Raw genomic sequence first — 25,495 nt, forward strand, 5'->3', positions numbered from 1 at the left:
CGGGCTCCGCGCTCACGCCACCCACACCGCTCACGCCACTCACTCCGGGGTCACATAGGCCGCACTGATGCCCCCGTCCACAGTGAACGCGGTCGCGTTGACGAAGGAGGCGTCATCACTGGCGAGGAACGCCGCGGCCGCCGCGATCTCCTCCGGCTCAGCGAACCGTCCGCCCGGCACGTGGACCAGCCGACGCTGCGCCTGCACCGGATCGGAGGCGAACAGCTCCTGCAGCAGCGGAGTGTTCACCGGTCCGGGGCACAGTGCGTTCACGCGGATGCCGTCCTTGGCGAACTGCACGCCCAGCTCCCGGCTCATGGAGAGCACCCCGCCCTTCGACGCGGAGTAGGAGATCTGCGAGGTCGCCGCGCCCATGAGCGCCACGAAGGAGGCGGTGTTGATGATGGAGCCGGACCTCTGCTCCACCATGTGCTCGAGCGCGTACTTGCTGCACAGGTAGACGGAGGTGAGGTTGACGGTCTGGACGCGCTGCCAGGCCTCGAGCCCGGTGTCCAGGATCGAGGCGTCGTCGGTGGGGTTGATGCCGGCGTTGTTGAACGCCACGTCCACGCTGCCGTAGGCATCCTTCGCCCGCTGAAAGAGGTTCTTCACCTCCGCCTCGTCGGCCACGTTCACGCGGACGAAGAGGCCACCCAGCTCCTGCGCGACCTCCGGGCCGCGCACCTCGTCGAGGTCGCCCACGACGACGTTCGCGCCTTCCGCCGCGAGCCTGCGCCCGGTGGCCAGTCCGATCCCGGACGCACCTCCCGTGATCACGCAGGTCTTCCCGGCGAACCGACCGGGGACGAGGGGTTTGTTCTCTGTCATCTGCTGCTTTCCTTCGTTTCTGGGGGTTCGGGATTGCCGCCGAGGCCGGGGCCGGCGGTCGTGCAGGGCAGGCCCGCCCGCCGGGTGGGTGATGCCCTCCCGGCTGCGCGCCGCCGATCAGTCGTCGGTCGCGAAGAACACGTTCTTCGTCTCGGTGAATGCGTCGAGCGCATCCGGGCCGAGCTCACGGCCCAGCCCGGACTGCTTGTATCCGCCGAACGGCGTCCAGTACCGCACGGAGGCGTGCGAGTTCACGGACAGATTGCCGGCTTCCACCGCGCGGGCGACCCGCATGGCACGGCTCAGGTTCTCCGTGTAGATCGACCCGGAGAGGCCGTACTCCGTGTTGTTGGCGATCCTCACGGCATCGGCCTCCGTGTCGAACCGCACCACGGACAGCACCGGGCCGAAGATCTCCTCGGAGAAGTCCCGGGCGGTGAGCTCACCGGGGGTGATGACGGTGGGCGGGAACCAGAAGCCCGGCCCCTCGGGCGCGCTGCCGGAGAAGGCGACCTCCCCGGATTCCGCGTAGGCGGCCACGGAGTCGCGATGCGCCGCGGAGATGAGCGGCCCCATGTCCGCGGCCGGGTCGGCGGGGTCCGTGACGATGAAGGACTTCACTGCGGTCTCCAGCCGCGCCATGAAGTCGTCGTACACGCTCGACTGGACCAGCAGCCGCGACCGCGAGCAGCAGTCCTGGCCCGCGTTGTCGAACACCCCACCCGGGGCCTCGGCGGCGGCCTTCTCCAGGTCCGCGTCCGCGAACACGATGTTCGCGTTCTTCCCGCCCAGCTCCAGCGTCACGTTCTTGATCTGCTCCGCGCAGCCGCGCATGATCCCCCGGCCCACCTCGGTGGAGCCCGTGAAGACCACCTTGCGCACGAGCGGATGGGTGACGAACCGCTCGCCCACCACGGAGCCCTTCCCCGGGATCACCGTGAGCACGCCCTCGGGTAGGCCGGCCTCGAGCGCGAGCTCCCCGATCCGGATCGCCGTGAGCGGGGTGAGCTCCGCCGGCTTGAGCACCACCGTGTTGCCGGCGGCGAGCGCAGGGGCGAACCCCCAGCCGGCGATCGGCATGGGGAAGTTCCAGGGGACGATGACGCCCACCACGCCCAGCGGCTCCTTGAAGGTGATGTCCACGCCGCCGGGCACGGGGATCTGCTTGCCGATGCTGCGTTCCGGTGCGGCCGCGTAGTACTCGACGACATCGCGCACGTTGCCGGCCTCCCACGTCGCGTTGCCGATCGTGTGACCGGCGTTGGCGACCTCCAGCTGCGCGAGCTCGTCCACGTGCGCGTCAATGACGGCGGCGAAACGGCGCAGCAGCCGGACCCGGTCGCCCGGTGCCACCGTCCGCCACACCTCGAACGCGGTCTGCGCGCGTGCGATCGCGGCATCGACCTCGGGCAGTGCGGTCCGCTCGATCTGTGCGAGGGCCTCACCGGTGGCCGGATTGAGGACTGTGCTGACGCTCACGTGGCGCCCCCTTCCTGTGTGCTGTGGGTCTGTGTGCTGTGGTTCGGGCGGGCGGCCGCAGCTGAGGCCGCCCGCGGTCCTGCAGATGCAGGCTGTCCCGGTCCGGCAGGTGCGGACCGCCCCGATCCTGCGGGTGCGGGCGGTCGTGTTCCCGCGGGAGAGGACTCCTGCGCAGGGGAGCCCGAGGCCGGAGGCCGCACCGTCCGGGCACGCTGCTCAGCGTAGGTGCGTGCCGCGTCCACGGCCGCCGTGACGACGCGCACATCCTGGACGTTGTGCTCGGGATGCCACTGGACAGCCAGCAGCCAGGGCTCAGCGGGGTCGCTGTCCGCCGGCTCACCCGCGGCAGGCGCTTCTGCCGAAGGCAAGGCGGTCTCCAGCGCCTCCACCGTGCCGTCCTCGGCCCGGGCCGTGACGACGAGCCCTGCACCCACCTCGGCGACGGACTGGTGGTGGTAGCAGGGTGCGCTCACCTGCTCCCCCACCGCGAACGCCAGCCGGGAGCCGGGCTCCACCCGGGTCGTGACCTCGCCGTAGACGCCGGGTTCGGGCTGGTAGTCCGAGTGGCCCAGCACCTCCGGGACGTGCTGGTGGAGGGTGCCGCCGAAGGCCGCGTTGATGACCTGCAGGCCGCGGCAGATGCCGAGCACCGGCATGCCGCGCTCCCGCGCAGCGGTCAAGAGGGCGAACTCGTGGTCGTCGCGCCAGGGCTGCGCCTGCGTGCGCTCGTGGGGAACGGCGCCGTAGCGCTCGGGCCCCACGTCCGCACCACCCGTGAGGATGAGCCCGTCGAGGCCGTCCAGCACGGAGGGGTCCGTGCCGTGGGGCGGCAGCAACACCGGCACGCCACCGGCGGCCACCACCATCTGGACGTACTCCGCCGGCAGGATCACGGCCTCGGCATCCCACACGCCCCACGCCGCCTGCTGCATGTAGGTGGTGAGCCCCATGAGGGGGCGGCGGGCGGTGCCAGCCGCCGCGGGTGCGGCACTCGCAGGGGCCTCGGCGGCCGCGCCCGCCTCAGAGCCGTTCGAAACCACGTCGGCGCTCCCAGTCGGTCACGGAGGATTCGTAGTCGGCGAGCTCCACGTCTGCGGCATTGAGGTAGTGGCGGACCACGTCGTCCCCGAAGGCCTCGCGCGCGGTCTGCGAAGCGCCGAGCCGCTCCCGCGCCGCCCGCAGCGTGGTGGGCAGCCGCTGGGCGTCCCCGGCATAGGCACTGCCCTCCGTGACCGGCGGAAGCTCCAGCTCGTTCTCGATGCCGTGGATGCCCGCGGCGATGATCGCCGCCGTCGCCAGATAGGGGTTGAGGTCCGCTCCGCCCACCCGTGTCTCCACACGCAGGGAGGGTCCTTCGCCCACCACTCGCAGAGCACAGGTGCGGTTGTCGAAGCCCCAGGCCAGGGCGGTGGGGGCGAACGAACCCTCCACGAACCGCTTGTAGGAGTTGATGTTGGGGGCGAAGAAGTAGGTGAAGTCCTCCAGGCACGCCAGTTGACCGGCGATGAAGCGCTCCATGATCGGGGAGAACCCGTGCTCGCTGTCGCCGGGGAGCACAGCACCGCCCTCCGTGTCTCGCAGGCTCAGGTGGACGTGGCAGGAGCTGCCCTCACGCTGGTTGTACTTCGCCATGAAAGTGATCGACTTACCGTGCTGGGCCGCGATCTCCTTGGCGCCGTTCTTGTAGATCGAATGGTTGTCGCAGGTGGTGAGGACGTCCGCGTAGCGGAAGGTGATCTCGTGCTGACCCAGATTGCACTCACCCTTGGCGCCCTCCACGTACATGCCCGCACCGGCCATGGAGTTGCGGATGTCGCGCAGCAGCGGCTCCACGCGTGCCGTGCCCAGCAGCGAGTAGTCCACGTTGTAGAGGTTGGAGGGACGCACCTCGCGGTAGTCGGAGCGCTGCGCGTCCTCGTAGCTGGTGTCGAACGCGATGAACTCAAGCTCCGTGCCGGCGAACGCCTCCAGACCCAGCTCCCGCAACCGCTCCACCTGCCGGGCCAGGATCTGCCGGGGCGAGGCCGCCACCGGGCTGCCGTCCGGCCACAGCAGATCGCAGGTGACGAGCACGGATCCGGGCTGCCACGGCAGCCTGCGCAGCGTGGACAGGTCCGGTGAGAAGACCAGGTCGCCGTAGCCGGTCTCCCACGAGGACATGTCGTAGCCGTCGACGGTGTTCATGTCCACGTCCACGGCGAGCAGGTAGTTGCAGCCCTCCGTCCCGTGCTCCATGAGCTCGTCGAGGAAGAAGCGGGCGCTCTGCCGCTTGCCCTGCAGCCGTCCCTGGATGTCCGTCGCCGCCATGACGACGGTGTCCACCTCGCCGCTGTCCACCAGTGCGCGGAGGTCCTCGACCATGAGGGCGGGGGCCTGGTTGGCACCGGTCGCCACCCGCTGCCGGCTGGTCGGGGAGGTGGGGATACCGGGATCGGAGAGGACGGACGAGGTGACGGGAGAGGTGAGGGTCATGTGTGGGTTTCCTTACAGAGCGGGATGGGACGGGCGGGATGCGCCCGTCACTTGAGCTGGTCCTCGGCGGCCTTGAGCTGGGCGAACTCCTCCTCGGGGGCGCTCGCCACCAGGTGGTGGCGGGAGTAGATCCAGAAGTAGGCGATCGCCAGCAGGAGCACCCCTGCTGCGATCCCGGCGGCGAGCACGTCGACCACGAACGTGGCGACCACGGCGACCACGGCGAGCACCAGGGCGATCGAGGTGGTCACCGCTCCGCCCGGAGTGCGATAGCCGCGCTCCAGCTTCGGCTCCCTGATGCGGAGCGTGATGTGGGACAGGTTGAGGAGAACATAGGACACCGTGGCACCGAACACCGCGACATTGAGGAGGATGCCGCCGGCACCACCGGTGGCCACAGCGAGGATGAATCCGATGGTGCCCGGGATGATGAGCGCGAGGTAGGGCGTCTTGCGCTTGCCTGTGAGGGAGAGCCACTTGGGCAGGTAGCCCGCGCGGGAGAGGGCGAAGAGCTGGCGGGAGTAGGCGAAGATGATGGAGAAGAAGCTCGCCACCAGACCCGCCAGGCCCGCCCAGTTGACGAACGCGGCCAGCAGCGAGGACTCACCGTAGACGTGGCGCATGGCCTCGGGCAGCGGATTGTCCGAGGTGCCCATCGCTTGGGCGCCCGCGGTGCCGGGGACCAGGACGAGCACGAGGGCGCCGAACACCAGCAGGATGAACATTGCGGTCATGATGCCGCGCGGCATGTCCCGCTTGGGATCGGCGGATTCCTCGGCCGCCAGGGGCACGCCCTCCACCGCAAGGAAGAACCAGATGCCGAACACCAGGCTGGCGAGCAGGCCGGAGACTCCGAAGGGCAGGAACTCGGACGATCCCATGCGTTCGGCCACCGGAGCGATGTCAAAGAGGTTGGCGGCGTCGAAGTGGCCGATCATGCTGAACACGAACACGAGGATCGCGACGACGGCGATCGCGGTGATGACGAACATGACCCGCAGCGCCTCACCCACGCCCCAGATGTGGATGCCCACGAAGATCAGGTAGGCGACCAGGTAGATGGTCCATGCGGGCACCCCGGCGGGCAGGATGCCCAGCGCCTGGACGTAGCCGGCGATGAAGGTGGAGATCGCCGCGGGTGCCATCGAATACTCGATGAGGATCGCCATGCCGGTGGCGAAGCCGCCCAGCGGGCCCAGGCCTCGGCGTGCGAAGCCATAGCCGGCACCGGCGGTGGGCAGAGCGGAGGACATCTCCGCGAGGCCCAGGGTCATGCACACGTACATGATCCCCATGAGCAGGAAGGCGATGAGCAGCCCGCCCCAGCCGCCCTGCGCCAACCCCAGGTTCCAGCCGGAGAAGTCTCCGCTGATCACGTAGGCCACTCCGAGCCCGGCCAGCAGGATCCAGCCCGCTGCTCCTTTGCGCAGCGAACGGCGCGCGAGGAAGTCCTCGCTCACCTCGCTGTACTCGACTCTGGTCTTCCGTGCCATGAGAGCTCCTCTATGCTCAGTTCAATGGTTTTATAATGGACCATTGAGTATCGCAAATGTAACGTGACTCACATGGAGGGTCAAGGGGTGGAGCGCAGATCGGCCGAAGCCGCACGCGACGGCACCGCGCGCGAGGCCGGGGAACCTGGCCGCGAGAGCGAGGCACCTGCGCGTGAGGGCGGGGCGGGGAACGCCTTCGAGGACACGCTGGCCAGACTGCTGCGCGAACTGGGGCTGGGCACGTACCTCGTGGGCGACAAGCTGCCTCCGGAGCGGGAGCTGGCAGCGGAGCTCGGCGTCTCTCGCGCCACGCTGCGCACCGCGCTGAATGAGCTCCGCGAGGCCGGGATCGTCCGGGTCACGCGGGGCCGCTACGGCGGCACCGAAGTGCTCCGCCTGCCCGCGGAGCACGGCTCCAGCGACGGCCCCGTGCCGCAGGCGGAGCTGGAGGACACCCTGCGCTTCCGCGAGCTGCTGGAGACGGAGGCCGCGCGGCTGGCCGCGCGGGCCACGCTCAGCGCCGAGGACCGCCGGGGCCTCGCCGAGCTGCTCCACGCGTGCTCGGGCGCGCCAATGGATCAGTACAGAGCCTATGACTCGCGACTGCACCTCGCGATCAGCGAGCTTGCCGGAATCCCCAGCCTCACGGCCGTCCTGGCGGAGAACCGCGCACGGGTGAACGCGCTGCTCGACCGCATCCCCATGATGAGCGCCAACATCGAGCACGCCAACGAGCAGCACGCACTCCTCATCGATGCGATCCTGCGCGGCCATGCGGACGAGGCCGCCGCTCTGGCACGGGCACACGCACACGGCTCCGCGACCCTGCTGCGCGGGTTCCTCGCCGGAAGCGGCAGGTGAGCGGACGGGCAGGTCGAGGCCCGAGCTCAGGGCCGAACAGGCGGACCCCCATCGACGGGCCGCGCCCTGCCGGCCTCACTGACGGTCCCCTGCCGGTTCCGGCCGGTCCTTCACCGGCGGTCCCTCACCGGCGGTTTCGTGCTACCGGCCTCACTGCGGTCCCACGCCGTGTCCCGGCATCGGGCTCCGCCCCGACGCGGGGAAGTCCGGTGCCGCGGATCCCGTCCCTCTGCGCCTGCCCACAAGCTCACTCACACCCAGAACGGCCGCCGTGAGCCCGGGGATGAGGACCCCCAGCACGGCACCAGCCATGCGGAGTGCAGCGCTGGCCGTGCCCGGTCCCAGCGTCCAGGCCATCAGCAGACGCAGCAGCAGGAAGAGCAGGAGGCAGGCCACCGCGACGATGTGGGCCGGCCGCGTCCGGTCCCGGACGAGCAGCCAGGCGAGCAGCAGCAGACAGGATCCCGCGAAGGCGACCAGGGCCGAGAGCATTCCGCTGATCCGGACGAAGACCTCCGGATCCGTGGTGGGCGCGAGAACCCCGAACAGGGGTCCGCTGAGGATCCCGTAGACAGCGCTGAGCAGAGTACCAGCCGCAATCATCGCCGTGGCGATCCACTGCCTGCGCTGGAAAGCACCGGGAAGCAGCCAGACAGCAGTGATCGCAAGCGCCAGGTGCACCACGTCCGCACCGAGCCGGATGACGAGGGAGACTGCGCCGAACGCCGCGGCCGAGGGCAGCACCTGCACCAGCTGCATCGTGAAGAACTGATAGAAGACGGCCATCAGCAGGCTCAGCAGGAAGGTCGAGTAGAAGAGGATCACGGCGGTGGTCCTGCGGCCCGCGTGCTGCTGCGGACTCTGCGGTACCTGCTGCGGGTACGGCTGCTGCGGCGGGTATGGATGCGACGGCGAGTCGGAGGGCACCGGCGGCGCATATGGCTGCTGCGGATAGTGAGGCTGCTGCTGTGGTGCGGAGCTCATGACCGGATCCTACTGTCCTCAGCGCGCCGCCTCCTCAGTGCACGGCCTCCTCTGCGCACCAGCAGCCTCCCCGGAGCTCAGTCCTCAGCGCACCACTTCGCGGTGGCCGGCGTCCAGGCGGCGGGTCCAGCCCCGCGCGTCCAGATGCTCCAGCAGCGGGATCACCGTCCTCCGCGTGGTGTCGAGCGCCTGCCTGGCCTGCGAGGTGGTGAACGGCTGCTCCAGACCGGCCAGCAGTCGCATCGCCTGCGCCGGAGCGGTGGGCCCGAGCACGATGCCCTCGCCCTCCTTCGCCGTCCCGCCGCTGGTCCCGGCACCACCGTGCCCTGAGCGACCGCCCAGGCGGAGGAGCCGGCCCCGCTGCTCCGCCGCCGCGAGCTCGCGGGAGCCGAGCCCCAGCTCCCGCAGCTCGTGGGCCTCGGGCGCGCGGAACGGACGGTCCCGCCACCCGGCCTCGAGCGTGCGCACGGCACCCTCCGCGGCTCCCAGGTCTGCTGCGGCACCGCGCGCACGGATCCGCCCGTCCGCCACCGTCAGTCCCGCTGTTCGCACCACAGCACCCAGCAGCAGGGACCGCGCGGCGCCCAGCTCCGGCAGATCGAGCGAATCCGCCGCGGCCTTCCCCGTCACCCCGCGGCTCAGCGCATCCGCCTCGTGCTCCCGTTCAACGAGGGCCTTAAGCGCCCGCGCCCACTCCCGGATGCGGCTCTCGTCCGTCAGCAGCGTCTCCCCCAGCCGCACGACGCCGGCCGGCAGCTCCGCGGGAACCTCGATGCCCATGGCGAGGAGGACGGATTCCGGCACGGCACCTCGGCGGCGGACCTCCACGGCGACGTCCCCTTCCGGGTCCAGCTCCGCCAGCTCAGCCGCACGTCTGCGCGCCGCACCGCGCCGGTGCAGCTCCGGCGGATCCACGTCGAGGACGTCGACACCGCCCAGCACCGCCCGCTCCCCCGTGGAACGCAGCAGCATGCGGTCGCCCACCGCCAGCGGCAGCGGGCGCTCGAGGGTGAGCCGCGCGTGCTCCGCGTCGAACGGCCGCAGCCGCGCCTGCACCGCGGCGGTCCCCACATGCACCGTGAGGTGGAGGGGAGCCTCGTCGAGTGCCTCACCGCTGCGCCGGCGCACGTCGATCACACCGGCGAGCATCCACGCACCGGGAGTCACGAGCGCGTCCCCGCGATGCACCTCCTCCGCCGCGACGCCTCGGAGATTGACGGCCGCGCGGGTGACCGGGCGCAGTGCCTCCGCACTGTCGTTGTGGGTCTGCAGCCCGCGGATGCCCACGCGCGGCCCGGCCTCGGCACCCGAGGACGCACTGCCGGTGCGTGCCCCCGTCCCGCCCGTGCGCGTCTCCGCAGCACCCGCACGTGCCCCCGCCGCCGAGGCCAGCTCCAGTTCCCCGCCCACGCGAAGCGAGCCCTGATCGAGGGTGCCGGTGACGACCGTGCCGGAGCCGGAGACGGAGAAGGCCCGGTCGATCCAGAGGCGCACACGTGCACGCGGGTCCGGCGCCGGCATGTCCGCGAGGACGGCGTCGAGCTGCTCCCGCAGCGCATCCAGGCCGGTGCTGATCCGCTCCGCATCCGGGCGCGCGGGGGCAGACCGCCTCGCGTTCTGCGGTGCTGCATCGTGCAGTGCGGAGACGGCCACGGCTGGAGCGTCCGCCAGGCCGGTGCCGGCGAACTCCGCCCGTGCGCGCTCGACGACGGCCGGCACGGCCTCCGGCGCGGCATCCGTGCGCGTGACGACGATGAGACCGTGACGGATCCCCAGCGCGGCGACGGCATCGCGATGGTCCGAGGACTGCGGCATCCACCCCTCGTCCGCTGCGATGACGAACAGGACGACGGGCGCCGGCCCCAGCCCCGCGAGCATGTTGCCGAGGAAGCGTTCGTGACCGGGCACATCGACGAAGCTGACCTCCCGGCCGGAGGGCAGCGTCGTCCACGCGAAGCCGAGGTCGATGGTGAGCCCCCGGCGCTTCTCCTCGTCCCAGCGGTCCGGCTCGATGCCCGTGAGGGCGCGCACCAGTGTGGACTTGCCGTGGTCCACGTGCCCCGCCGTCGCGATGACGTGAGCGGAGCGCGTGATGGGAGCTGTGCCCGTGGCACGGCCCTGGTCTGCGGTTGGGACAGTGCCCGTGGCACGGCCCTGGTCTGCGGTTGGGACAGTGCCCGTGGCACGGCCCTGGCCCGAGGCGGGAACCTGCGAGGAGCCGGGGGCGGTCACGGTTCGGCGCTCCCGTCGCCTGCGGAGCCGTGAACGGGACCTGCCGCCGCCTCCCCCGCGGAGGCGTGCAGTTCGATGAGCGCAGCCTCGAGCGCCGCGAGCAGGCCGGCGTCCTCCGGCTCCGGCACGCAGCGGAGGTCGATGAGGCAGCGGCCCTCGTGCACGCGACCCACCACTGCGGGAGTGCCCGTGCGCAGAGGTCCGGCGACGGCCTCGGGCAGGGCGAGCGCCCAGCCCGGAAGAGGCACGCCGGTGCCGCCTCCCCCGCCCACGCGACCGTCGTGGGGCACCACGGCGAGCGTCAGCTGCTCCGGAACATCCGCCTCGGGCGCAGCGGGCTGCGGCTGAGGGGTCGCCCCGGCCCCCGCGCGCTGCACGTCCGCGCCGAGCACGTGTGTCCCGTGCGCACCTGTGCCCTGCCTGACCGGCACGTATGCACCTGTGCCCTGCCCGGCCGGCGCGTGAGGACCGGCGCTCAGCCGCTGCGCAAGCGTCTCCGCGAGGCGCTGAGTTCGGGCGCGCAGGGCGTCCGGATCCGTGTGCAGGGCGCTGCGGACGGGAGCGCCGGCGGCGGTGAGGGTGGCCTCGAGTGCGGCGAGCGCGAGCTTGTCCGCGCGGACCGCGCGTGCCAGCGGATGGCGGCTCAGCGCGGCGATCACCGGGGCGCGGCCCAGCAGGATGCCCGCCTGGGGGCCGCCCAGCAGCTTGTCCCCGGAGGCGATGACGACGTCGGCGCCGGCGGCCAGAGCGGTGGCGGCGTCCGGCTCGTCCGGCAGGAGCGGTTCCGGCTCCAGCAGGCCGCTGCCCAGGTCCACGACCAGAGGCACGCCGTGCGCGTGGGCGAGGTCTGCGAGGGCTGAGAGATCGGCCTCGGCGGTGAAGCCCTCCACCCGGAAGTTCGAGGTGTGCACCTTGAGGATGCAGCCGGTGGCCGGGGTGAGGGCGCGCGCGTAGTCGTCCAGGTGCGTGCGGTTGGTGGTGCCGACCTCGCGGATGCGCGCGCCGGCAGACTCCATGAGGTCGCTGAGCCGGAAGCCCGCGCCGATCTCCACGAACTCACCGCGCGAGAGCAGGATCTCACGCGGGCCGGGCGGCGATGATGCGGCGGGCGGCGGCGTAGGCACCCGCCTCTCGCCTACACACCCACTTTCCTGGAGCGAAACGCGGGTGTCTGGGCGAGAAGCGGGTGTCATACCTTCGGCCGCATGCGCGAAGGGCGCGCCATCCGGCACGGAGACCGCCTCGAGGTCCCCCGCAGAGTGCCCGGCGAAGGCGGTCGCCGCCAGCAGCAGGGCGGCGGCGCCGTTGTTGACGACGAGCGCGTCCTCTGCGGCCGGGCACGCCTCCAGCAGCGCCGACCGCGCACCCGCACCGCGCCGCGAACGCGCCCCCGTCGCCAGGTCGAACTCGAGGTCCGTGTACCCCGAGGCCTCTGCCACGGCGGCGCGCGCGGACTCCGAGAGCGGCGCGCGGCCCAGGTTCGTGTGCACGATGACGCCCGTGGCGTTGAGCACGGGGGTGAGGGAGGCCGGACGGCGGGAGTCGAGGGAGGCGAGGAGCTCCGGCACCACGGCCTCGGGCGCGATCTCCCCCCGGCGAGCACGCGCCTGGACCGCGCGGATGACCTTCTTCACCACACCGGCGCTCAGCGAGGAGACCGCTGCGGCCACCCGGGGATGGGCCAGCAGCGCATCCGTGCGCGGAATGCGCCGGCGGGGGTCGTCGAGGGGGTGCACTGCATCGTCCATCTCGGTCTCCCCTGCGAGTGGTCCGGCCCCCGCATCCGGGGGCGTCGCTGTCAGGGACCTCACTCCCGCTTCCCGGGAGCCGGTTCCCCGTCGCCGGGGCGCAGCATCCCGGAGTCGGCTGTGCGGCCCCTGTCTCGGATGTGTGGCGGAGGCGGACGGGAATCGAACCCGCCAAGCCCAGATGCTGGGCTTCACCGGTTTTGAAGACCGGGGGGCCCACCAGGACCCGGACGCCTCCGCCGGAGAATCTACCAGGAGCGGAGGTCCGGGAGCCCGCCACTCACATCGCCCGCCTCCCACAACGGCCGCCCGCCGCCCGCACCTTTCGCAGCTTGTGACGGTGTGCGCATGAGCCTGCACGCGCACACCGTTACAAGCTGCGAAAGGTCGTCTGCCCCGGCGCGCGACAACGGCGTCCCGGCAGGGCAACGGCGTACCAGCAGGGCAACGGCACGCTGGCGGGGCAGACACACGGCGGCCCGCCGCCTAGTCTGCTGTCACAGTAGTTTCCACGCCCACCCGCCCCTGCCGCCGCACGGAGGTGCCCGCGATGACCCGCTTCCACTCCGAGGAGTTCCTCGACGTCCCGTTCGACCAGGTGGTGCGCTGGCACAGCCTGCCCGGCGCACTCACGCGCCTCTCCCCGCACTGGGCGCAGGAGGTGGTCGAGGAGGGTGACCCGGGCCGCCCGGGCAGCCGCGCGCGTCTGCGGATCGGCACGCCCGGCACCTCGGGCGCGGTGCGGATCCCGTGGACGGCGGAGCACTTCGCCCTCGAGGGCCTTCCGCCCTTCGGCACCACGGCCGAGGCCGCAGACAGGACCGAAACCGCAGACAGGACCGAAACCGCTGGCGCGGCGAGCGGCTCAGGTGAGGCGACGACGGCCGCAGAGACGATCGCGGGCTTCGGGGACCGTCTGGTGCCGGGTGCGCTCTCGCCCTTCTCCCGGCTGGAGCACCGTCATGTGTTCCGCTCCGCCGAGGGCGGCACACGGATCGACGACACCCTCGACTACTCCCTCCGCGGCGCAGGCGCCCCGCATGCGGAGGACGCGGCGGCTGCGGGAGATTCCGGGGCCGCGGAGCCGCCGGCGGACGTCCCCCGCACCTACGGTCCGCACGCGGACCGGCCCTGGACTGCAGGAGGCGAGCGGACTGCACGAGACGACCGGGAGAGTCGGAGGAACCGCGCGGCGCAGGGCTTCGACCGCTTCGCCGAGGAGTTCGGACGCTTCGCCTCTCGCATCCCCGGCGTCTCGCAGGCGGCGCAGGCGGTGGGCGTGGACGACCGCATCCGCACCACCCTCGAGCGGACCTTCGCGGCGCGCACCCACCGCATCCGCAGCGACCTCGCATTCCTCGACCAGCTCGACGCACCCACAACCGGCGGCGAGCGCATACTGAATGTGCTGGTCACCGGCGCCTCCGGACTGGTCGGCACGCAGCTCACCGCGATGCTGACCACCGCCGGTCACCGTGTGCGGACGCTGGTCCGCAGGAAGCCGCGTCCGGGACTCGGCCGCGACGACGGCACCAGCACCTCCGCATTCGACGCACGCCTCCGCACCGAATCCCCCTGGGACCCGACGCTGGGGCTCCTGAACGCGGAGGACCTCGCCTGGGCGGACGTGGTGGTGCACCTGGCGGGCCGCAGCATAGGCGGCAGGCTCACCCCGGCTGCCAAGGCCGAGATCGAGTCCTCCCGTATCGATTCGACCCGGCTGCTGGTCGACACCATCGCAGACCTGCCCGCCGAGCAGCGGCCCGAGGCATTCGTGTGCGCCTCCGCCGTGGGCTACTACGGGACGGACGTGCGCGCTCCGGTCACGGAGGAGGCGGGGCCGGGCAGCGGCTTCCTCGCCGAGGTCTGCCGCCGCTGGGAGGCCGAGGCCGCCCGCGTGGAGGCTGCGGGGGTGCGCCGGGTCTCGGTGCGCACGGGCCTGGTGATGAGCGGCCTCGGCGGTCTGCTCAGACTGCAGCTCCCCCTCTATCTCGCGGCGGCGGGCGGACCGCTGGGCTCCGGCGAGCAGTGGTTCCCCTGGATCAGCCATGACGATCTGGTCCGCGTCTATGCCCGTGCTGTGGCGGACTCGGCGCTCTCCGGGCCGGTCAACGCCGTGGCACCGGGCGCCGTCACCCAGAAGGAGTTCGCCGCTGCGCTGGGCCACCACCTGCACCGGCCGGCCGTGCTCTCCGTCCCGCGCGTGGGGCCCGCTCTGCTGCTGGGCGACGAGGGCGCGGACGAGCTCGCCCTGGCCGGACAGCACGTGGTCCCCACCGTCCTGGACGCCGTCGGCCACGAATTCGCCCATCCGACGCTCGAGGACTGCTTCACGGAGGAGCTCGGACCGCGGAGCTGAGCTGGGGCTCTGAGCCGGGAGCGCGCACCGGACGTTTCGCATCTTCTGACTGTGTTCATATGCGGGCACGTGCGAACACGGTTGAAAGGTGCGAAACGTCAGCCGGTACGGGCTCAACATCACTACGGGCCGGCTGCAGGCCAGACTTCGTCACAGCCGGACCGCCTCCCGGAACGAACCGGTGAGCCAGGCCTCGGCCTCGGCGGGCGTGCCCAGACGCACGATGACCAGTCCTGGGTTCTTCCGTGCCGCGCGCTGGACGAGGTCGCGATACTTGCGGCGGGTGCGCACCGCCCAGCGGATGATGTGTTCCTGATCCGTGAGCACGCCCGCGAGCGAACCCTCGCGGTTGCCGTTCCACAGCTCCTCGTGCAGGAGCCGGCGCCGCACCGTCCGGCGCACCACGCGGGGGAACGTCACGCGCCAGAAGGGGTGGTCGAGCCACACCAGCAGATCGGCGTGCGCCGCGAGCAGAGGACGGACCTCGCTGTACTGCCATTCGGTCACCCACTCGGGCTGCGCGACGAGAGCGCGGACGTCGTCCTGGAACTCCGGCCTCGGCGTCCAGTCCGGGCCGTGGAAGAGCGCATCGATCTCCGTGTGCGGCAACCCGGCGAGCGCCGCGAGGCGCCCAGCGAACGTGGTCTTGCCGGCACCGGACACCCCTGCCACAAGCACCCGCCGAGGCCTCAGCGGCAGAGCCGCCCGCGCCGGGAGGACGGGGGTGTACCTGGGCGGTCGCCGCGAGGCGGCGGGGTCAGCTGGTTCCATCCTCCGAGTCTACGAATCGCGGGACCGAAATCTGCTCGCCGGAAGACCGTAGCCCGTTGCGGCTCCACCTCCTAGACTCGGCGGCATGAGCACCGTTCCCGCCGCCGCAGCCTCGGCCCCCGCAGACCGGCCCGCGAACTCCTCCCCCGCACCCCGCCTCACCACCCTGGCCCACGGCGGCGGCTGCGCCTGCAAGATCCCGCCGGGCGAGCTCGAGGACGCCGTCGCGGCGCTCACCGGCCAGCAGTACGGTTCGGTGCTGGTGGGACTGGACGACGGCGACGATGCCGCCGCGGTGCAGGTGCGCGACGACCTCGCGGTCCTCTCCACCGCCGACTTCTTCACCCCCGTCGTCGACGACGCCTACGACTGGGGGCGGATCGCCGCAGCGAACGCCCTCTCCGACGTCTACGCGATGGGCGGCACACCCGTCGTCGCGATCAATCTGGTGGGATGGCCCCGCGACACCCTGCCCATGGAGCTCCTCACCGAGGTGCTGCGCGGCGGGCTCGCGGTTGCACAGGAGGCTGGGTGTCCCGTGATCGGCGGGCACTCGGTCGACGATCCGGAGCCCAAGTACGGCATGGCCGTGACCGGCACGGCCGAACCCCACCGGCTGCTGCGCAATGACGCCGCCGAGGCCGGTCTCCCGCTCACGCTCACCAAGCCGCTGGGCGTGGGCCTCCTCAACAACCGCCACAAGGCCACCGGGGAGGTGTTCGAGGCCGCAGTCACGACGATGACGCAGCTCAACCGCAACGCTTCCCTCGCCGCGCTCGAGGCGGGAGCTCGCGCGGCCACGGACGTCACCGGCTTCGGCCTGCTGGGCCACCTCCACAAGATGGTGCGTGCCTCGGGCGTGGGGGCCGTGATCGACCGTGCCGCCGTTCCCATGGTCGAGGGCGCCGCCGAGGCCCTGCGCGACGGCTTCGTCTCCGGCGGCACGCGGCGGAATCTGGACTGGGTGCGTCCGCACCTCACGGCTGGGGCCGGCGTCGGCGAGGACGATCTCCTCTTCCTCGCCGACGCCCAGACCTCCGGCGGTCTCCTCGTCGTGGGCGAGGTGCCGGGCTACCCCGTCATCGGCGAGACGGTGGCGGGCGAGGGCCTCACAGTGCGCTGAGAGCGGCCGAACGCGACCGGCACGCGGTCAGCAGTCGCGTGCGGAAGGATCGAAGGCCCCGCGCCCGAGCTCCGCATCGTCACTGCGCACCCCTTTCCGTGAGGCTGCCCAGTTCCGCCGCGCGGCGTCCACACGGACGCGTTCGAGCCGCGTGCGTTCACGCGTCTGCTCCTCTGCGAGCGCACGCTTCGACGGCGACAGCTGCTGCACCCGTTGCGGGGAGATGCCCATCACCAACCCGATCTCAGCGTGAGTGAGGCCGTCGCGGTACATCTCCCCGGCGCACTCCCTGCGTATGCGTGCGGATTCGGCCAGCAGCTCGCGGCCTTGGCGCTCCCGCGCTGCAGCCGCCTGGAGCGCCTCAGCCATGCGGTCCGGGAGATCGAACTGCAGCCGTATGTCGATCTCATCTTCCGAGACCCCGGTCAGGGTCCCCACCACATACCGGGCCTCCGACTCGATCGCCACGGCCTTCCGCGCAAATCCCCAGGCCGGCACCGAGTGGTCATCCGCAGCGCTGGGCCCGGCCCAGCTGCCACACGGGCCGTCCAGCTCACAGATCACGCCCTCGGAATCGGTGAGGGGTTCCTCCGGACGCGGCACGAGGACCCCGGGGACCCGGAACATCCAGGTGCCTGACATCAGCCTGCCCGCCCACACCTCTACGATCACAGGCTCGCCGGGCTTCCGGGAGGCATCTACCGGCCGGAGTTCATCTTCGGACATGCGCGTTCCCGCCTCGCTCGACTGCAGGCGCGGACACTCGCGCCCGGGCCTCCAGCATATGCAGGACCGGCAGCCGATCACGGACGGCAGAATGCCGCCGCTCCTCGGAAGCAGCTGGTGGCCGAGCAGGACCGGCAGCAGGGCAACCCAGCAGTAGAGGAAAAACCAGGGCCCCTGGTCTTTCCTCTAGCGCGTGGAACGCGTCCTCACCTCGGCCCCATGGGCAACGGTTCAGGTTCGGCAACAGGCGCCCAGCTCAAGAGCGGGTAGTCCGTCCGGCACCGTGTGCCGCGGACGGCATCCGCTCTGTTCACTCCGCCGTCGTAATCGAGTCGTGCGTGATGCCGCGTGCACGACGCTCCTCCAGGCGGGCGCGCTGCGGTTCGACCACGTGACGCGGATCCTTCACGGACTCGAGGCCCGCTTCCAGCACCCCGAACCGCGTGTACGCCGAGGCCGCGGCCAGCGCCGCTCCGCTCACCACGGACGCGGCGCGCAGCACCGCACGCGTCTTCCGGCCCGGACGCAGGAGCCGCACTCCCGCCTCCACGGCCGCGACGCCCGCTGCACCCGCCACCAGCAGCTTCTCCGAACGGTGGAGCTTGCGGCCGGGCTCGCCGGTCTCCATCGGCTCCACCTCCGCCGGGTGCATGCGCTTCTTCATCGCGGACATCGCGGCGACATCGCCGGCAGCGCCCGCGAGCGCCATGAGCCGGGCGGGGCCGGCCTCCCGCACGGGTGAGGCGACCAGCGCAGCACCTCCTGCGGCCATCGCGGCCGAGGAGACGAACACGAGCGGCAGCCCGTTCCGCCCAGCGGCGTTCCACGTGGGCACAGCCGTCGCGCCCAGCAGCACGCCCGTGTAGGCGGCCAGCGGTGCCGCGAACACGGCGGACTCCACCGCGGCAGGGGTCTCCAGCGCGTGCAGCACCGGGCGCAGCGGGCCCAGGGGGAGCCTCTCTCCCGTGAGACGGTCCACCTCGATCGCCGCGGTCGTCCCCGCACCCACGCCGAACCCGGACAGGATCCACGTGCCCAGGCTCATGGGCGAGGTGACCTTCACCGTGCGCATCATGTTGAGGAAGCGCTCAGGACGGCCCAGGTCCTCCACGAGCGCCAGACCGCCCAGCATGGTCGCTCCCAGCGCGATGAACCGCGAGGACACCCGCATGACGGGGCGGTCCGTGAGCTGTGCGCCCAGCGCCAGCAGCGTGGACCCCCCGGCCAGGCCTCCCAGGAACAGGTAGGTCGAGATCTCGTCGCCCCACGGCGGCGCCTTGACGATGGGGCGGCCGTAGTACGAGGTGAACTCGACGTCCTCGACCATCGGCATCTCGCGGTTGCCCTCGGCCCCGCGGTTCCGCCAGCCCTGACCCCGGCCCCCGCCTCGGCGGCGCTTCCTCCTCCCGCCGGCGGGCTCCGGCGGACGGTACGCATCGAATTCGGAGACGCTCATTCAGCGACGCCCTCCCAGGAAAGCGAGTCCGGCGGCTGCGACCATGCCGAGTGCGGCGATGCCGGCGGTGGCGAACATCCCCGGCAGATCCTTGGTGGCGACCCGCGGGTCCGGCGGCAGACCGTAGACCTCGGGCTCGTCGAGCAGGAGGAACACGGAGCCCGTGCCGCCCACTCCGTCGTGCGGGTTGGCACCGTAGAGACGGGCCTCGGTGAGCCCCTGCGCGTGGAGCTGCTTCACCCGTGTGCGCGCCTTGTCGACCATGTCGTCACGGTCGCCGAACTTGATCGACGTCGTCGGGCAGGTCTGCGCGCAGGCCGGCGTCTGCCCGTCCACGAGGCGGTCGTAGCAGAGGGTGCACTTGTTGGCCGTCCCGGCGTCCGGCACGTCCATCTCCGCGGCCTTGCGATCACGCTGCGTGGGCGTGTTGATGGTGCCGTCGTCGCGCCGCTCGATCACGCCGAACGGGCAGCCGGCCACGCACGTGCCGCAGCCGTTGCACACGTCGTTCTGCACCACCACGGTGCCGAACTCCGTGCGGAACAGCGCGCCCGTGGGGCAGACGTCGAGGCAGCCGGCATGCGTGCAGTGCTTGCACACGTCGGAGGACATGAGCCAGCGGAAGTCAGCCGTGTCCGGCGGGGTCGTGTCCACACCGGCGAGGGAGCCCTCGCCACCCGGATCCAGCACATCCACCCCGCCCGAGGCCGGTGCGGGTGAGCCGTCCGAGGCCGGTGAGTGCGCCGCCAGCCCGTTCGAGGCCAGCGAACCCGCCAGGCCCACGGGGCCCGCCCCGGAATCGTCGAGCAGCTCGCCCAGGGGGCCGCCGAGGTTCTGGTCAGCGCCGCCGGAGACGCCCGGACTCGCTGCCGGGCCTGCCGCCGAGGCCGCACCGGCGGGCCCGCCGCATGCGCAGCCGCCCGTCCCGGAGCCGCAGCCGCCCGCGGCCTGCGCGGAATGCGACCCGCACCCGCCTGCACGCGCAGCGGCCGCAGGCGTGCCGCCCACCGCAGTGCCGTCCGGAGCCGCGCCGTCCGGTGGCCGCACCGTCGGCATGCCGAGCCCCACCAGCCTGCGGCCGGACTCGCGCGCCTGGGCGATCCTCTCGCCGTCCTGCTCGATGAAGGCGACGTGCCGCCAGGTGTTGGCGCCCAGACCGCCGGTGTTGTCGTAGGAGGAGCCCAGCAGCTCGAACGTGCCGTCCTGCGGGTTCCGGTTCCACTCCTTGCAGGCGACCTCGCACGCCTTGCAGCCGATGCAGATGGAGGTGTCGGTGAAGAAGCCCTTGCGCTCCTGCGCCTGCGCACCCCAGTGCACAGCGGCGATGGGGTCGTCTCCCCCGTTCACCGCCCCACCGCGCGCAGTCGCGCCAGCGGGTGCCGCCGTCAGCTGCTCCGTCATCCGCGCTCGTCCTCTCCCTGCTCGTCGTCCTCGGCACCGGGATCAGCACCATCACCGGAACTGGCTCCGGCATCAGCGCCGCCCGCGGTCTCAGCTCCGGTTCCGGCACTGTCCTCGGCCTCACCGTTCTCCGCCCGGCCGCCCGGGTTCTCCGCCCCGCGGCCCGGTCTGATGTCCGCCGCGCCGCTGCGCTCATGGGCGTCCATGTGGAGCGCGGCGCCCTCATGACCCTCGGCGCTCACCCCGGAGGCGGCTGCGGACATCGCCGCGGAGTCGTGGGAGGCGGCCTCCTGGGAAGCACCGTCCCCGGAGCCCGCGCCCGAGGCCGGGTCCTCGTCGACGCCCGCGTCCGTCCGAAGACCCGCACGGAGGCCCTCGGCGGACCGCTCCAGATCCTCCACGGGCACCGTCGCATGCCGGTTGCCGGAGTCCAGCGTGAGCCCCGCCTCGCTCCGCAGCTTCTCCACGAGGTCCAGCCGCTCCGGCCCGCGCGGCCGGCGTCCGGGCATGATCGTGCCGGCCACGTACTTCGCCGCCTGGATGCTCACGTTGGGATCCATCGCGATGCCCAGCAGGTCGTTCGTGGAGTCGCCCTCGACGACTGCCTCTCCGCCCACGCCCCAGTGGTACGGCAGCCCGATCTGGTGGACGGTCCGCCCCGCGATGGTCAGGGGCGTCATGCGCCGGGTCACCAGCACCCGCGCCTCGATCGCGGCACGCGGGGAGACGATCGTCGCCCAGCCGTAGGGCTCGAGCCCCACCTCCGCCGCGAGCTCCGGGGAGACCTCGCAGAACATCTCCGGCTGCAGCTCCGCCAGGTACGGCAGCCACCGCGACATGCCGCCGGCGGTGTGGTGCTCGGTGAGCCGGTACGTCGTGAAGACGTAGGGGTACACCTCGGAGCCCGGGACGCCCGGCCCCGGTGCGGACATGTTGTCCTGCGCGGGCAGGGTCAGCCGGGAGGGGCTGTTCTGCTGCTTGTACAGCAGGTTGGGGACCGCGGACTCCTGCGGCTCGTAGTGCGTGGGCAACGGGCCGTCGACCATGCCGGTGGGTGCGAACAGCCATCCCTTGCCGTCGGCCTGCATGATGAACGGGTCGTCGCCGTCGAGGTTCGCAGGCCCGCCCGCGGCCACACCGGAACGCGCGGACGGCGCACGGTCGACCGGGAAGTCCGGCACGTCGTTGCCCACCCAGCGGCCGGCGTCCTCGTCCCACCAGATGAGCTTCTTCCGCTCCGACCACGGCTTCCCCTCGAGGTCCGCGGAGGCGCGGTTGTAGAGGATGCGGCGGTTCGCCGGCCAGGCCCAGCCCCATTCGGCGGCCGTCTCGTCCTGCTCCTGGCCCGGCTTCCTGCGCGCGGCCTGGTTCACCCCGCCGGCGTACACGCCGGAGTAGATCCAGCAGCCGCCGGCAGTGCTGCCGTCCGCCCTCATCTCCGTGAAGCCGTTCAGCGGCTCACCGTCGACCAGTGCGTTCCGGGACGGACCCGCGCTCTCCGCAGCACCGGCGTCATCTGCACGAGCGGCCTCAGATCCGGCTGTCGCACCGGCCTCGGGCACGCGGTAGCCGTTGATCTCCTTGAGCACGGCCTCGGCGTCCGGCTCCCCGTGCTCATCCACCGGATAGTCCCAGGTGAGGTCCAGCAGCGGACGGTCGCGCGGATCGTCGGAGTCCTGCAGCAGGGCGCGCACGCGCAGACCCAGGTCGTTGAGGAACTCGAGATCGCTGCGCGCGTCGCCGGGCGGCCGCACGGCCTGGTGGCGCCACTGCACCATCCGCTGCGTCTGCGTGAAGCTGCCGGCCTTCTCCGTGTGGTTGGCCGCGGGCATGAAGAAGACCTCGGTCTCGATGTCCTCCGTGCGCAGCTCACCGGACTCGATCTCCGGGCCGTCCTTCCACCAGGTCGCCGTCTCGATCTGCTGGAAGTCGCGCACCACCAGCCACTTGAGATGGCTCATGGCCAGCCGCTGCATGCGGCCGTTCGCACTGCCCACGGCCGGGTTCTGCCCGAACACGAAGAACCCGTCCACCTTGTCCTCGAGCATGAGCATCATGGACTGGTAGGTGCCGTGCGCGCCGTTGATCCGCGGCAGGTAGTCGTAGGCCCAGTCGTTCTCCCGGGTCGCGGCGTCACCCCACCAGGCCTTGAGCAGGCTCACCGCATAGGACTCGCCGTTTGCCCAGTAGCCCTTGTGCTGCTCCGGCGTGCCCACCGCCTGGATCCACTGCTCGTAGGTGTCGTGCTTCCCGGCCACCGGCATGGGGATGTATCCCGGGAGCAGGTTGAACAGCGTGGGGATGTCCGAGGCGCCCTGGATCGTCGCATGGCCGCGCAGGGCCATGACTCCTCCGCCCGGCCGTCCCATGTTGCCCAGCAGCAGCTGCAGGATCGCCGAGGTGCGGATGAACTGGGCACCCAGGGTGTGCTGGGTCCAGCCCACCGCGTAGGCCCAGCAGGTGGTGCGCTCACGGCCGGAGTTCTCCGTGATGGAGGCGAGCAGGTACTCGAAGTCCTCACGCGAGATCCCGCAGACCTCCTCGACCATCTCCGCCGTGTAGCGCGAGTAGTGCCGCTTGAGGATCTGGAAGACCGAGCGCGGGTGCGTGAGCGTCTCGTCCCGCACGGGCCTGCCGTCCGCGTCGCGCTGATAGCCCCACGTCGCATCGTCGTAGCTGTGGGTCTCCGGGTCGTAGCCGGAGAACAGCCCGTCGAGGTCCTCGGAGTCGAGGAAGTCCTCGCTCACGAGCGTCGCGGCGTTCGTGTAGGCGCGCACGTACTCCTCGAAGTAGAGGCCCTCGTCCAGCACACGGCTGATGAGCGCGCCCAGGAGCACCACGTCGGAGCCCGCCCGGATGGGGACGTGCTTGTCCGCGAGCGCGGTGGTGCGCGTGAAGCGGGGGTCCACGTGGATGACCCGAGCTCCCCGAGCCTTGGCCTCAGTGACCCACTGGAAGCCCACAGGGTGGCACTCGGCCATGTTGGAGCCCTGGATGACGATGCAGTCCGCATTCGCCATGTCCTGGAGAGACTGCGTCGCGCCGCCCCGCCCGAATGAGGTTCCCAGACTGGGAACCGTGGCGGAGTGTCAAATGCGCGCCTGGTTCTCGATCTGTATGGCGCCGGCTGCGGTGAAGAGCTTCTTGAGGAGGTAGTTCTCCTCGTTGTCGATGGTGGCGCCGCCCAGGCTCACGATGCCCATGGTGCGGTTGAGCCTCCGCCCCGCCTCGTCCGTGTCCTGCCAGTGCTTCCGGCGAGCTTCGACGAAGCGCTCCGCGATCATGTCCATGGCGGTGTCGAGGTCGAGCTTCTGCCACTGTGTGGACCGCGGCGCGCGGTAGAGCATCTCCGTGGCACGGCCGGAGGCGTTGACGAGCTGCTCACTCGCGGAGCCCTTGGGGCAGAGACGGCCTCGCGAGACGGGCGAGTCCTTGTCCCCCTCGATCTGCACGACCTTCTCGTCGCGCACGAAGACGTTCTGGCCGCATCCCACTGCACAGTACGGGCACACCGACTGCACGACCCGGTCCGCCGTCGTGGTGCGCGGCGCCGTCGCCCGCGTCTTCGCGGACGTCACCGCCGGGCCGCGGCCCGTGACGTCGCCGGAGCGCAGCTGCCGGAAGACCGGCCACTCCAAAGGACTGAACCTCACCATGCGTCTCAGATTAGCAGTCTCACCGCCCACGGCCGCGGCGCGATCAGCCCCATCCTCCGCACGGATTCCCCCGGCGGATCCGCATGGTCCGCCGTGCGGGCCCGCGCATGCTCACGCCGGTGGGCGCGTCCGGCGGGAGACCCAAGGCGGGTTCCCTCGATTCCGTCCTGCGCAGCCCTCGGACCCCGCCGGGCGGAGCCCTGGGATTCCGCGGAGCGCAGCCCTCGGATCCCGCCGGGCCGAGCCCCCTAGGCGAACGGCACACGTGCGGGTAGAGTCCTCCGCGATTCCGAACATCCGCGGAGAAGCCCGCACACCGAACCCGAGGAGCCACCCTCCATGTCCGTTCTCGACCGCGACGCGATCATCGCACCGGTGACATTCAACCGCTGGCTCATCCCGCCGGCGGCCCTGGCGATCCACCTCAGCATCGGCCAGGCCTACGCGTTCTCCGTCTTCAAGAACCCGCTGGCGGAGCACTTCCGGATGGGCGAGGGAGGCGATGTGGCGATCGGCTGGATCTTCTCGCTCGCCATCGCCATGCTCGGCATCTCGTCCGCCATCGCAGGTCCCTGGGTGGAGAAGGTGGGGCCGCGGAAGTCGATGGTGACCGCCGGCGCCTTCTGGGTCGTGGGCTTCTTCGTCGCCACGCTCGGCATCGCGACCGGCCAGCTCTGGCTGGTCTACGCCGGCTACGGCTTCATCGGCGGCATCGGACTGGGGATCGGCTACATCTCCCCCGTCTCCACGCTCATGAAGTGGTTCCCGGACCGTCCGGGCCTGGCCACGGGTCTGGCGATCATGGGGTTCGGCGGCGGTGCGCTCATCGCCAGCCCGGCCTCGAACGCGCTCATGGCGTTCTTCGGCGGCGGTGAGGAGAATCTGGCCGACGGCGTCTCGCAGACCTTCCTCACCCTCGCCGTCATCTACCTCGTGGTGATCGCGCTGGGCGCCTACGTCATCCGCCTCCCCCACCCGGACTGGCGCCCGGCCGGCTTCGATCCCGCCCAGGCCACCGCCAAGCCCATGCAGTCGAAGGGCGACGTCTCCGTGAAGCAGGCCATGCGCACACCGCAGTTCTGGCTGCTGTGGGTCGTCCTCTTCACCAATGTCACGGCCGGCATCGGCATCCTCGAGTCCGCCTCGCCCATGATCCAGTCCTCGTTCGCCATCACCGCCGTGGCCGCAGGCGGGTTCGTGGGCCTGCTCTCCATCTTCAACATGGGCGGGCGCTTCGTCTGGTCCACGGTCTCGGACTACATCGGCCGCAAGAACACCTACATCCTCTACCTGGGCGTGGGCCTGCTCCTGTACCTGCTCCTGGCCACGATGGGCTCGCAGTCGCTGGCGCTGTTCGTGATCTCCGCCCTCGTCATCCTCTCGTTCTACGGCGGCGGGTTCGCCACGATCCCGGCCTACCTCAAGGACCTGTTCGGGGTGTACCAGGTGGGCGCCATCCACGGTCGCCTCCTCACCGCCTGGTCCGCGGCGGGCATCGCCGGTCCGCTCATCGTCAACTCCGTGGTGGAGTCCCAGCGCGCTGCCGGGCAGGAGGGCTTCGACCTCTATCGCCTCTCGCTCTTCATCATGGTGGGAGTGCTGGCGGTGGGCCTCATCGCGAACCTCCTCATCCACAGGATGAACCCGGACCACTTCGAGGACCCGGAGGTCGTGGCCGCCAAGGCGGAAGCGGACCGGGAATCCGCCGCCGAGGCCTCCGCGACTCGCGAGAACGGCACGGCCGCCGCTGCCGCCGGGCGGGCGCACACCGTCGTCGCGGTGGTGCTCGCGGTGATCGTCGTGGGGGCGCTGGCGTACGGCGTCATCCAGACCGCCACCACCGCCGCAGGCCTCTTCACGGGCTGAGGTTCTCCCCCGGGTCCCGCCTGCATGACGCCCGCTTTCC

At 71.4% G+C, this 25,495-nt stretch carries 16 protein-coding genes, 1 tRNA gene and 1 pseudogene; 4 read left to right on the forward strand and 14 right to left on the reverse strand.

Annotated elements, in window-relative coordinates:
- Nucleotides 1–39: 39 nt before the first annotated feature.
- From ABD240_RS06550 to eat, 5 genes are all read right to left on the reverse strand, one after another.
- Nucleotides 40–828 carry a 3-oxoacyl-ACP reductase gene (locus ABD240_RS06550; RefSeq protein WP_291791716.1) on the reverse strand — a complete coding sequence of 263 codons (789 nt, stop codon included), beginning with the start codon at nt 826–828 and terminating at the stop codon, nt 40–42.
- A gap of 117 nt (nt 829–945) precedes the next feature.
- Nucleotides 946–2,307, reverse strand: coding sequence for an aldehyde dehydrogenase family protein (locus tag ABD240_RS06555; RefSeq protein ID WP_344336414.1), 1,362 nt, complete (start codon nt 2,305–2,307; stop codon nt 946–948).
- Nucleotides 2,304–3,347, reverse strand: coding sequence for a gamma-glutamyl-gamma-aminobutyrate hydrolase family protein (locus ABD240_RS06560; RefSeq protein ID WP_344336417.1), 1,044 nt, complete (start codon nt 3,345–3,347; stop codon nt 2,304–2,306). The genes ABD240_RS06555 and ABD240_RS06560 overlap by 4 nt, the downstream gene beginning before the upstream one ends.
- Nucleotides 3,328–4,668, reverse strand: a complete 1,341-nt coding sequence (locus ABD240_RS06565) for a glutamine synthetase family protein (RefSeq protein WP_291791725.1) — start codon at nt 4,666–4,668, stop codon at nt 3,328–3,330. Before ABD240_RS06565 ends, ABD240_RS06560 begins: the two co-directional genes overlap by 20 nt.
- A gap of 158 nt (nt 4,669–4,826) precedes the next feature.
- Nucleotides 4,827–6,272 carry an ethanolamine permease gene (gene eat / locus ABD240_RS06570; RefSeq protein ID WP_291795583.1) on the reverse strand — a complete coding sequence of 482 codons (1,446 nt, stop codon included), beginning with the start codon at nt 6,270–6,272 and terminating at the stop codon, nt 4,827–4,829.
- Between the two features lie 72 nt (nt 6,273–6,344).
- Here eat and ABD240_RS06575 point away from each other — a divergent pair, with 72 nt between their 5' ends.
- Nucleotides 6,345–7,133 carry a FadR/GntR family transcriptional regulator gene (locus ABD240_RS06575; protein WP_291795580.1) on the forward strand — a complete coding sequence of 263 codons (789 nt, stop codon included), beginning with the start codon at nt 6,345–6,347 and terminating at the stop codon, nt 7,131–7,133.
- Nucleotides 7,134–7,283: 150 nt separating this feature from the next.
- On the opposite strand, the gene ABD240_RS06580 is transcribed toward ABD240_RS06575, so the two are convergent.
- The 4 genes from ABD240_RS06580 to ABD240_RS06595 all read right to left on the reverse strand — a co-directional run bounded on the left by ABD240_RS06580 (nt 7,284) and on the right by ABD240_RS06595 (nt 12,335).
- Nucleotides 7,284–8,117 carry a hypothetical protein gene (locus tag ABD240_RS06580; RefSeq protein WP_344336422.1) on the reverse strand — a complete coding sequence of 278 codons (834 nt, stop codon included), beginning with the start codon at nt 8,115–8,117 and terminating at the stop codon, nt 7,284–7,286.
- A gap of 84 nt (nt 8,118–8,201) precedes the next feature.
- A complete protein-coding gene (gene selB / locus ABD240_RS06585; RefSeq protein ID WP_344336672.1) occupies nt 8,202–10,211 on the reverse strand; it encodes a selenocysteine-specific translation elongation factor in 2,010 nt (669 codons plus the stop codon).
- 134 nt (nt 10,212–10,345) lie between these two features.
- Entirely contained in the window at nt 10,346–12,097 is a 1,752-nt protein-coding gene (locus tag ABD240_RS06590) for an L-seryl-tRNA(Sec) selenium transferase (protein ID WP_344336423.1), read from the reverse strand.
- Nucleotides 12,098–12,240: 143 nt separating this feature from the next.
- Nucleotides 12,241–12,335: transfer RNA gene (locus tag ABD240_RS06595), tRNA-Sec, on the reverse strand.
- Nucleotides 12,336–12,647: 312 nt separating this feature from the next.
- On the opposite strand from ABD240_RS06595, the gene ABD240_RS06600 reads away from it, so the two are divergent.
- On the forward strand, nt 12,648–14,456 hold the full coding sequence (locus ABD240_RS06600; RefSeq protein ID WP_344336424.1) for a TIGR01777 family oxidoreductase: 1,809 nt from the start codon (nt 12,648–12,650) through the stop codon (nt 14,454–14,456).
- 150 nt (nt 14,457–14,606) lie between these two features.
- Here the strand turns inward: ABD240_RS06600 and ABD240_RS06605 are convergent, their stop codons facing one another.
- Nucleotides 14,607–15,227 carry a P-loop NTPase family protein gene (locus tag ABD240_RS06605; protein WP_291795173.1) on the reverse strand — a complete coding sequence of 207 codons (621 nt, stop codon included), beginning with the start codon at nt 15,225–15,227 and terminating at the stop codon, nt 14,607–14,609.
- Between the two features lie 85 nt (nt 15,228–15,312).
- Between ABD240_RS06605 and selD the strand changes: the two genes are divergently transcribed.
- Nucleotides 15,313–16,350: a selenide, water dikinase SelD gene (gene selD / locus ABD240_RS06610; protein ID WP_344336426.1), complete on the forward strand. Its 1,038-nt coding sequence runs from the start codon at nt 15,313–15,315 to the stop codon at nt 16,348–16,350.
- Nucleotides 16,351–16,377: 27 nt separating this feature from the next.
- Here the strand turns inward: selD and ABD240_RS06615 are convergent, their stop codons facing one another.
- The 4 genes and pseudogenes from ABD240_RS06615 to fdnG all read right to left on the reverse strand — a co-directional run.
- On the reverse strand, nt 16,378–17,076 hold the full coding sequence (locus ABD240_RS06615) for a hypothetical protein (RefSeq protein WP_344336427.1): 699 nt from the start codon (nt 17,074–17,076) through the stop codon (nt 16,378–16,380).
- A gap of 310 nt (nt 17,077–17,386) precedes the next feature.
- Entirely contained in the window at nt 17,387–18,532 is a 1,146-nt protein-coding gene (gene nrfD, locus ABD240_RS06620) for an NrfD/PsrC family molybdoenzyme membrane anchor subunit (RefSeq protein ID WP_344336428.1), read from the reverse strand.
- Nucleotides 18,533–19,933: a 4Fe-4S dicluster domain-containing protein gene (locus tag ABD240_RS06625; RefSeq protein WP_344336430.1), complete on the reverse strand. Its 1,401-nt coding sequence runs from the start codon at nt 19,931–19,933 to the stop codon at nt 18,533–18,535.
- A 416-nt stretch (nt 19,934–20,349) separates the two neighbouring features.
- A pseudogene (gene fdnG / locus ABD240_RS06630) lies at nt 20,350–23,589 on the reverse strand (formate dehydrogenase-N subunit alpha); the annotation flags it as partial.
- Nucleotides 23,590–23,928: 339 nt separating this feature from the next.
- Here fdnG and ABD240_RS06635 point away from each other — a divergent pair.
- Nucleotides 23,929–25,455, forward strand: a complete 1,527-nt coding sequence (locus ABD240_RS06635; protein ID WP_344336432.1) for an L-lactate MFS transporter — start codon at nt 23,929–23,931, stop codon at nt 25,453–25,455.
- The last annotated feature ends 40 nt before the right edge of the window (nt 25,456–25,495 follow it).

The sequence above is a fragment of the Brevibacterium salitolerans genome (assembly GCF_039531405.1).
Lineage (GTDB): Bacteria > Actinomycetota > Actinomycetes > Actinomycetales > Brevibacteriaceae > Brevibacterium > Brevibacterium salitolerans.

What these genes read in the sequence shown, in the direction of transcription:
- ABD240_RS06550 (WP_291791716.1), bottom strand. Translation starts at nt 828, where the DNA reads ATGACAGAGAACAAACCCCTCGTCCCCGGTCGGTTCGCCGGGAAGACC.
- ABD240_RS06565 (WP_291791725.1), bottom strand. Translation starts at nt 4,668, where the DNA reads ATGGTCGAGGACCTCCGCGCACTGGTGGACAGCGGCGAGGTGGACACC.
- eat (WP_291795583.1), bottom strand. Translation starts at nt 6,272, where the DNA reads ATGGCACGGAAGACCAGAGTCGAGTACAGCGAGGTGAGCGAGGACTTC.
- ABD240_RS06575 (WP_291795580.1), top strand. Translation starts at nt 6,345, where the DNA reads ATGGAGGGTCAAGGGGTGGAGCGCAGATCGGCCGAAGCCGCACGCGAC.
- ABD240_RS06580 (WP_344336422.1), bottom strand. Translation starts at nt 8,117, where the DNA reads ATGAGCTCCGCACCACAGCAGCAGCCTCACTATCCGCAGCAGCCATAT.
- ABD240_RS06590 (WP_344336423.1), bottom strand. Translation starts at nt 12,097, where the DNA reads ATGGACGATGCAGTGCACCCCCTCGACGACCCCCGCCGGCGCATTCCG.
- ABD240_RS06600 (WP_344336424.1), top strand. Translation starts at nt 12,648, where the DNA reads ATGACCCGCTTCCACTCCGAGGAGTTCCTCGACGTCCCGTTCGACCAG.
- ABD240_RS06605 (WP_291795173.1), bottom strand. Translation starts at nt 15,227, where the DNA reads ATGGAACCAGCTGACCCCGCCGCCTCGCGGCGACCGCCCAGGTACACC.
- selD (WP_344336426.1), top strand. Translation starts at nt 15,313, where the DNA reads ATGAGCACCGTTCCCGCCGCCGCAGCCTCGGCCCCCGCAGACCGGCCC.
- ABD240_RS06615 (WP_344336427.1), bottom strand. Translation starts at nt 17,076, where the DNA reads ATGTCCGAAGATGAACTCCGGCCGGTAGATGCCTCCCGGAAGCCCGGC.
- nrfD (WP_344336428.1), bottom strand. Translation starts at nt 18,532, where the DNA reads ATGAGCGTCTCCGAATTCGATGCGTACCGTCCGCCGGAGCCCGCCGGC.
- ABD240_RS06625 (WP_344336430.1), bottom strand. Translation starts at nt 19,933, where the DNA reads ATGACGGAGCAGCTGACGGCGGCACCCGCTGGCGCGACTGCGCGCGGT.
- ABD240_RS06635 (WP_344336432.1), top strand. Translation starts at nt 23,929, where the DNA reads ATGTCCGTTCTCGACCGCGACGCGATCATCGCACCGGTGACATTCAAC.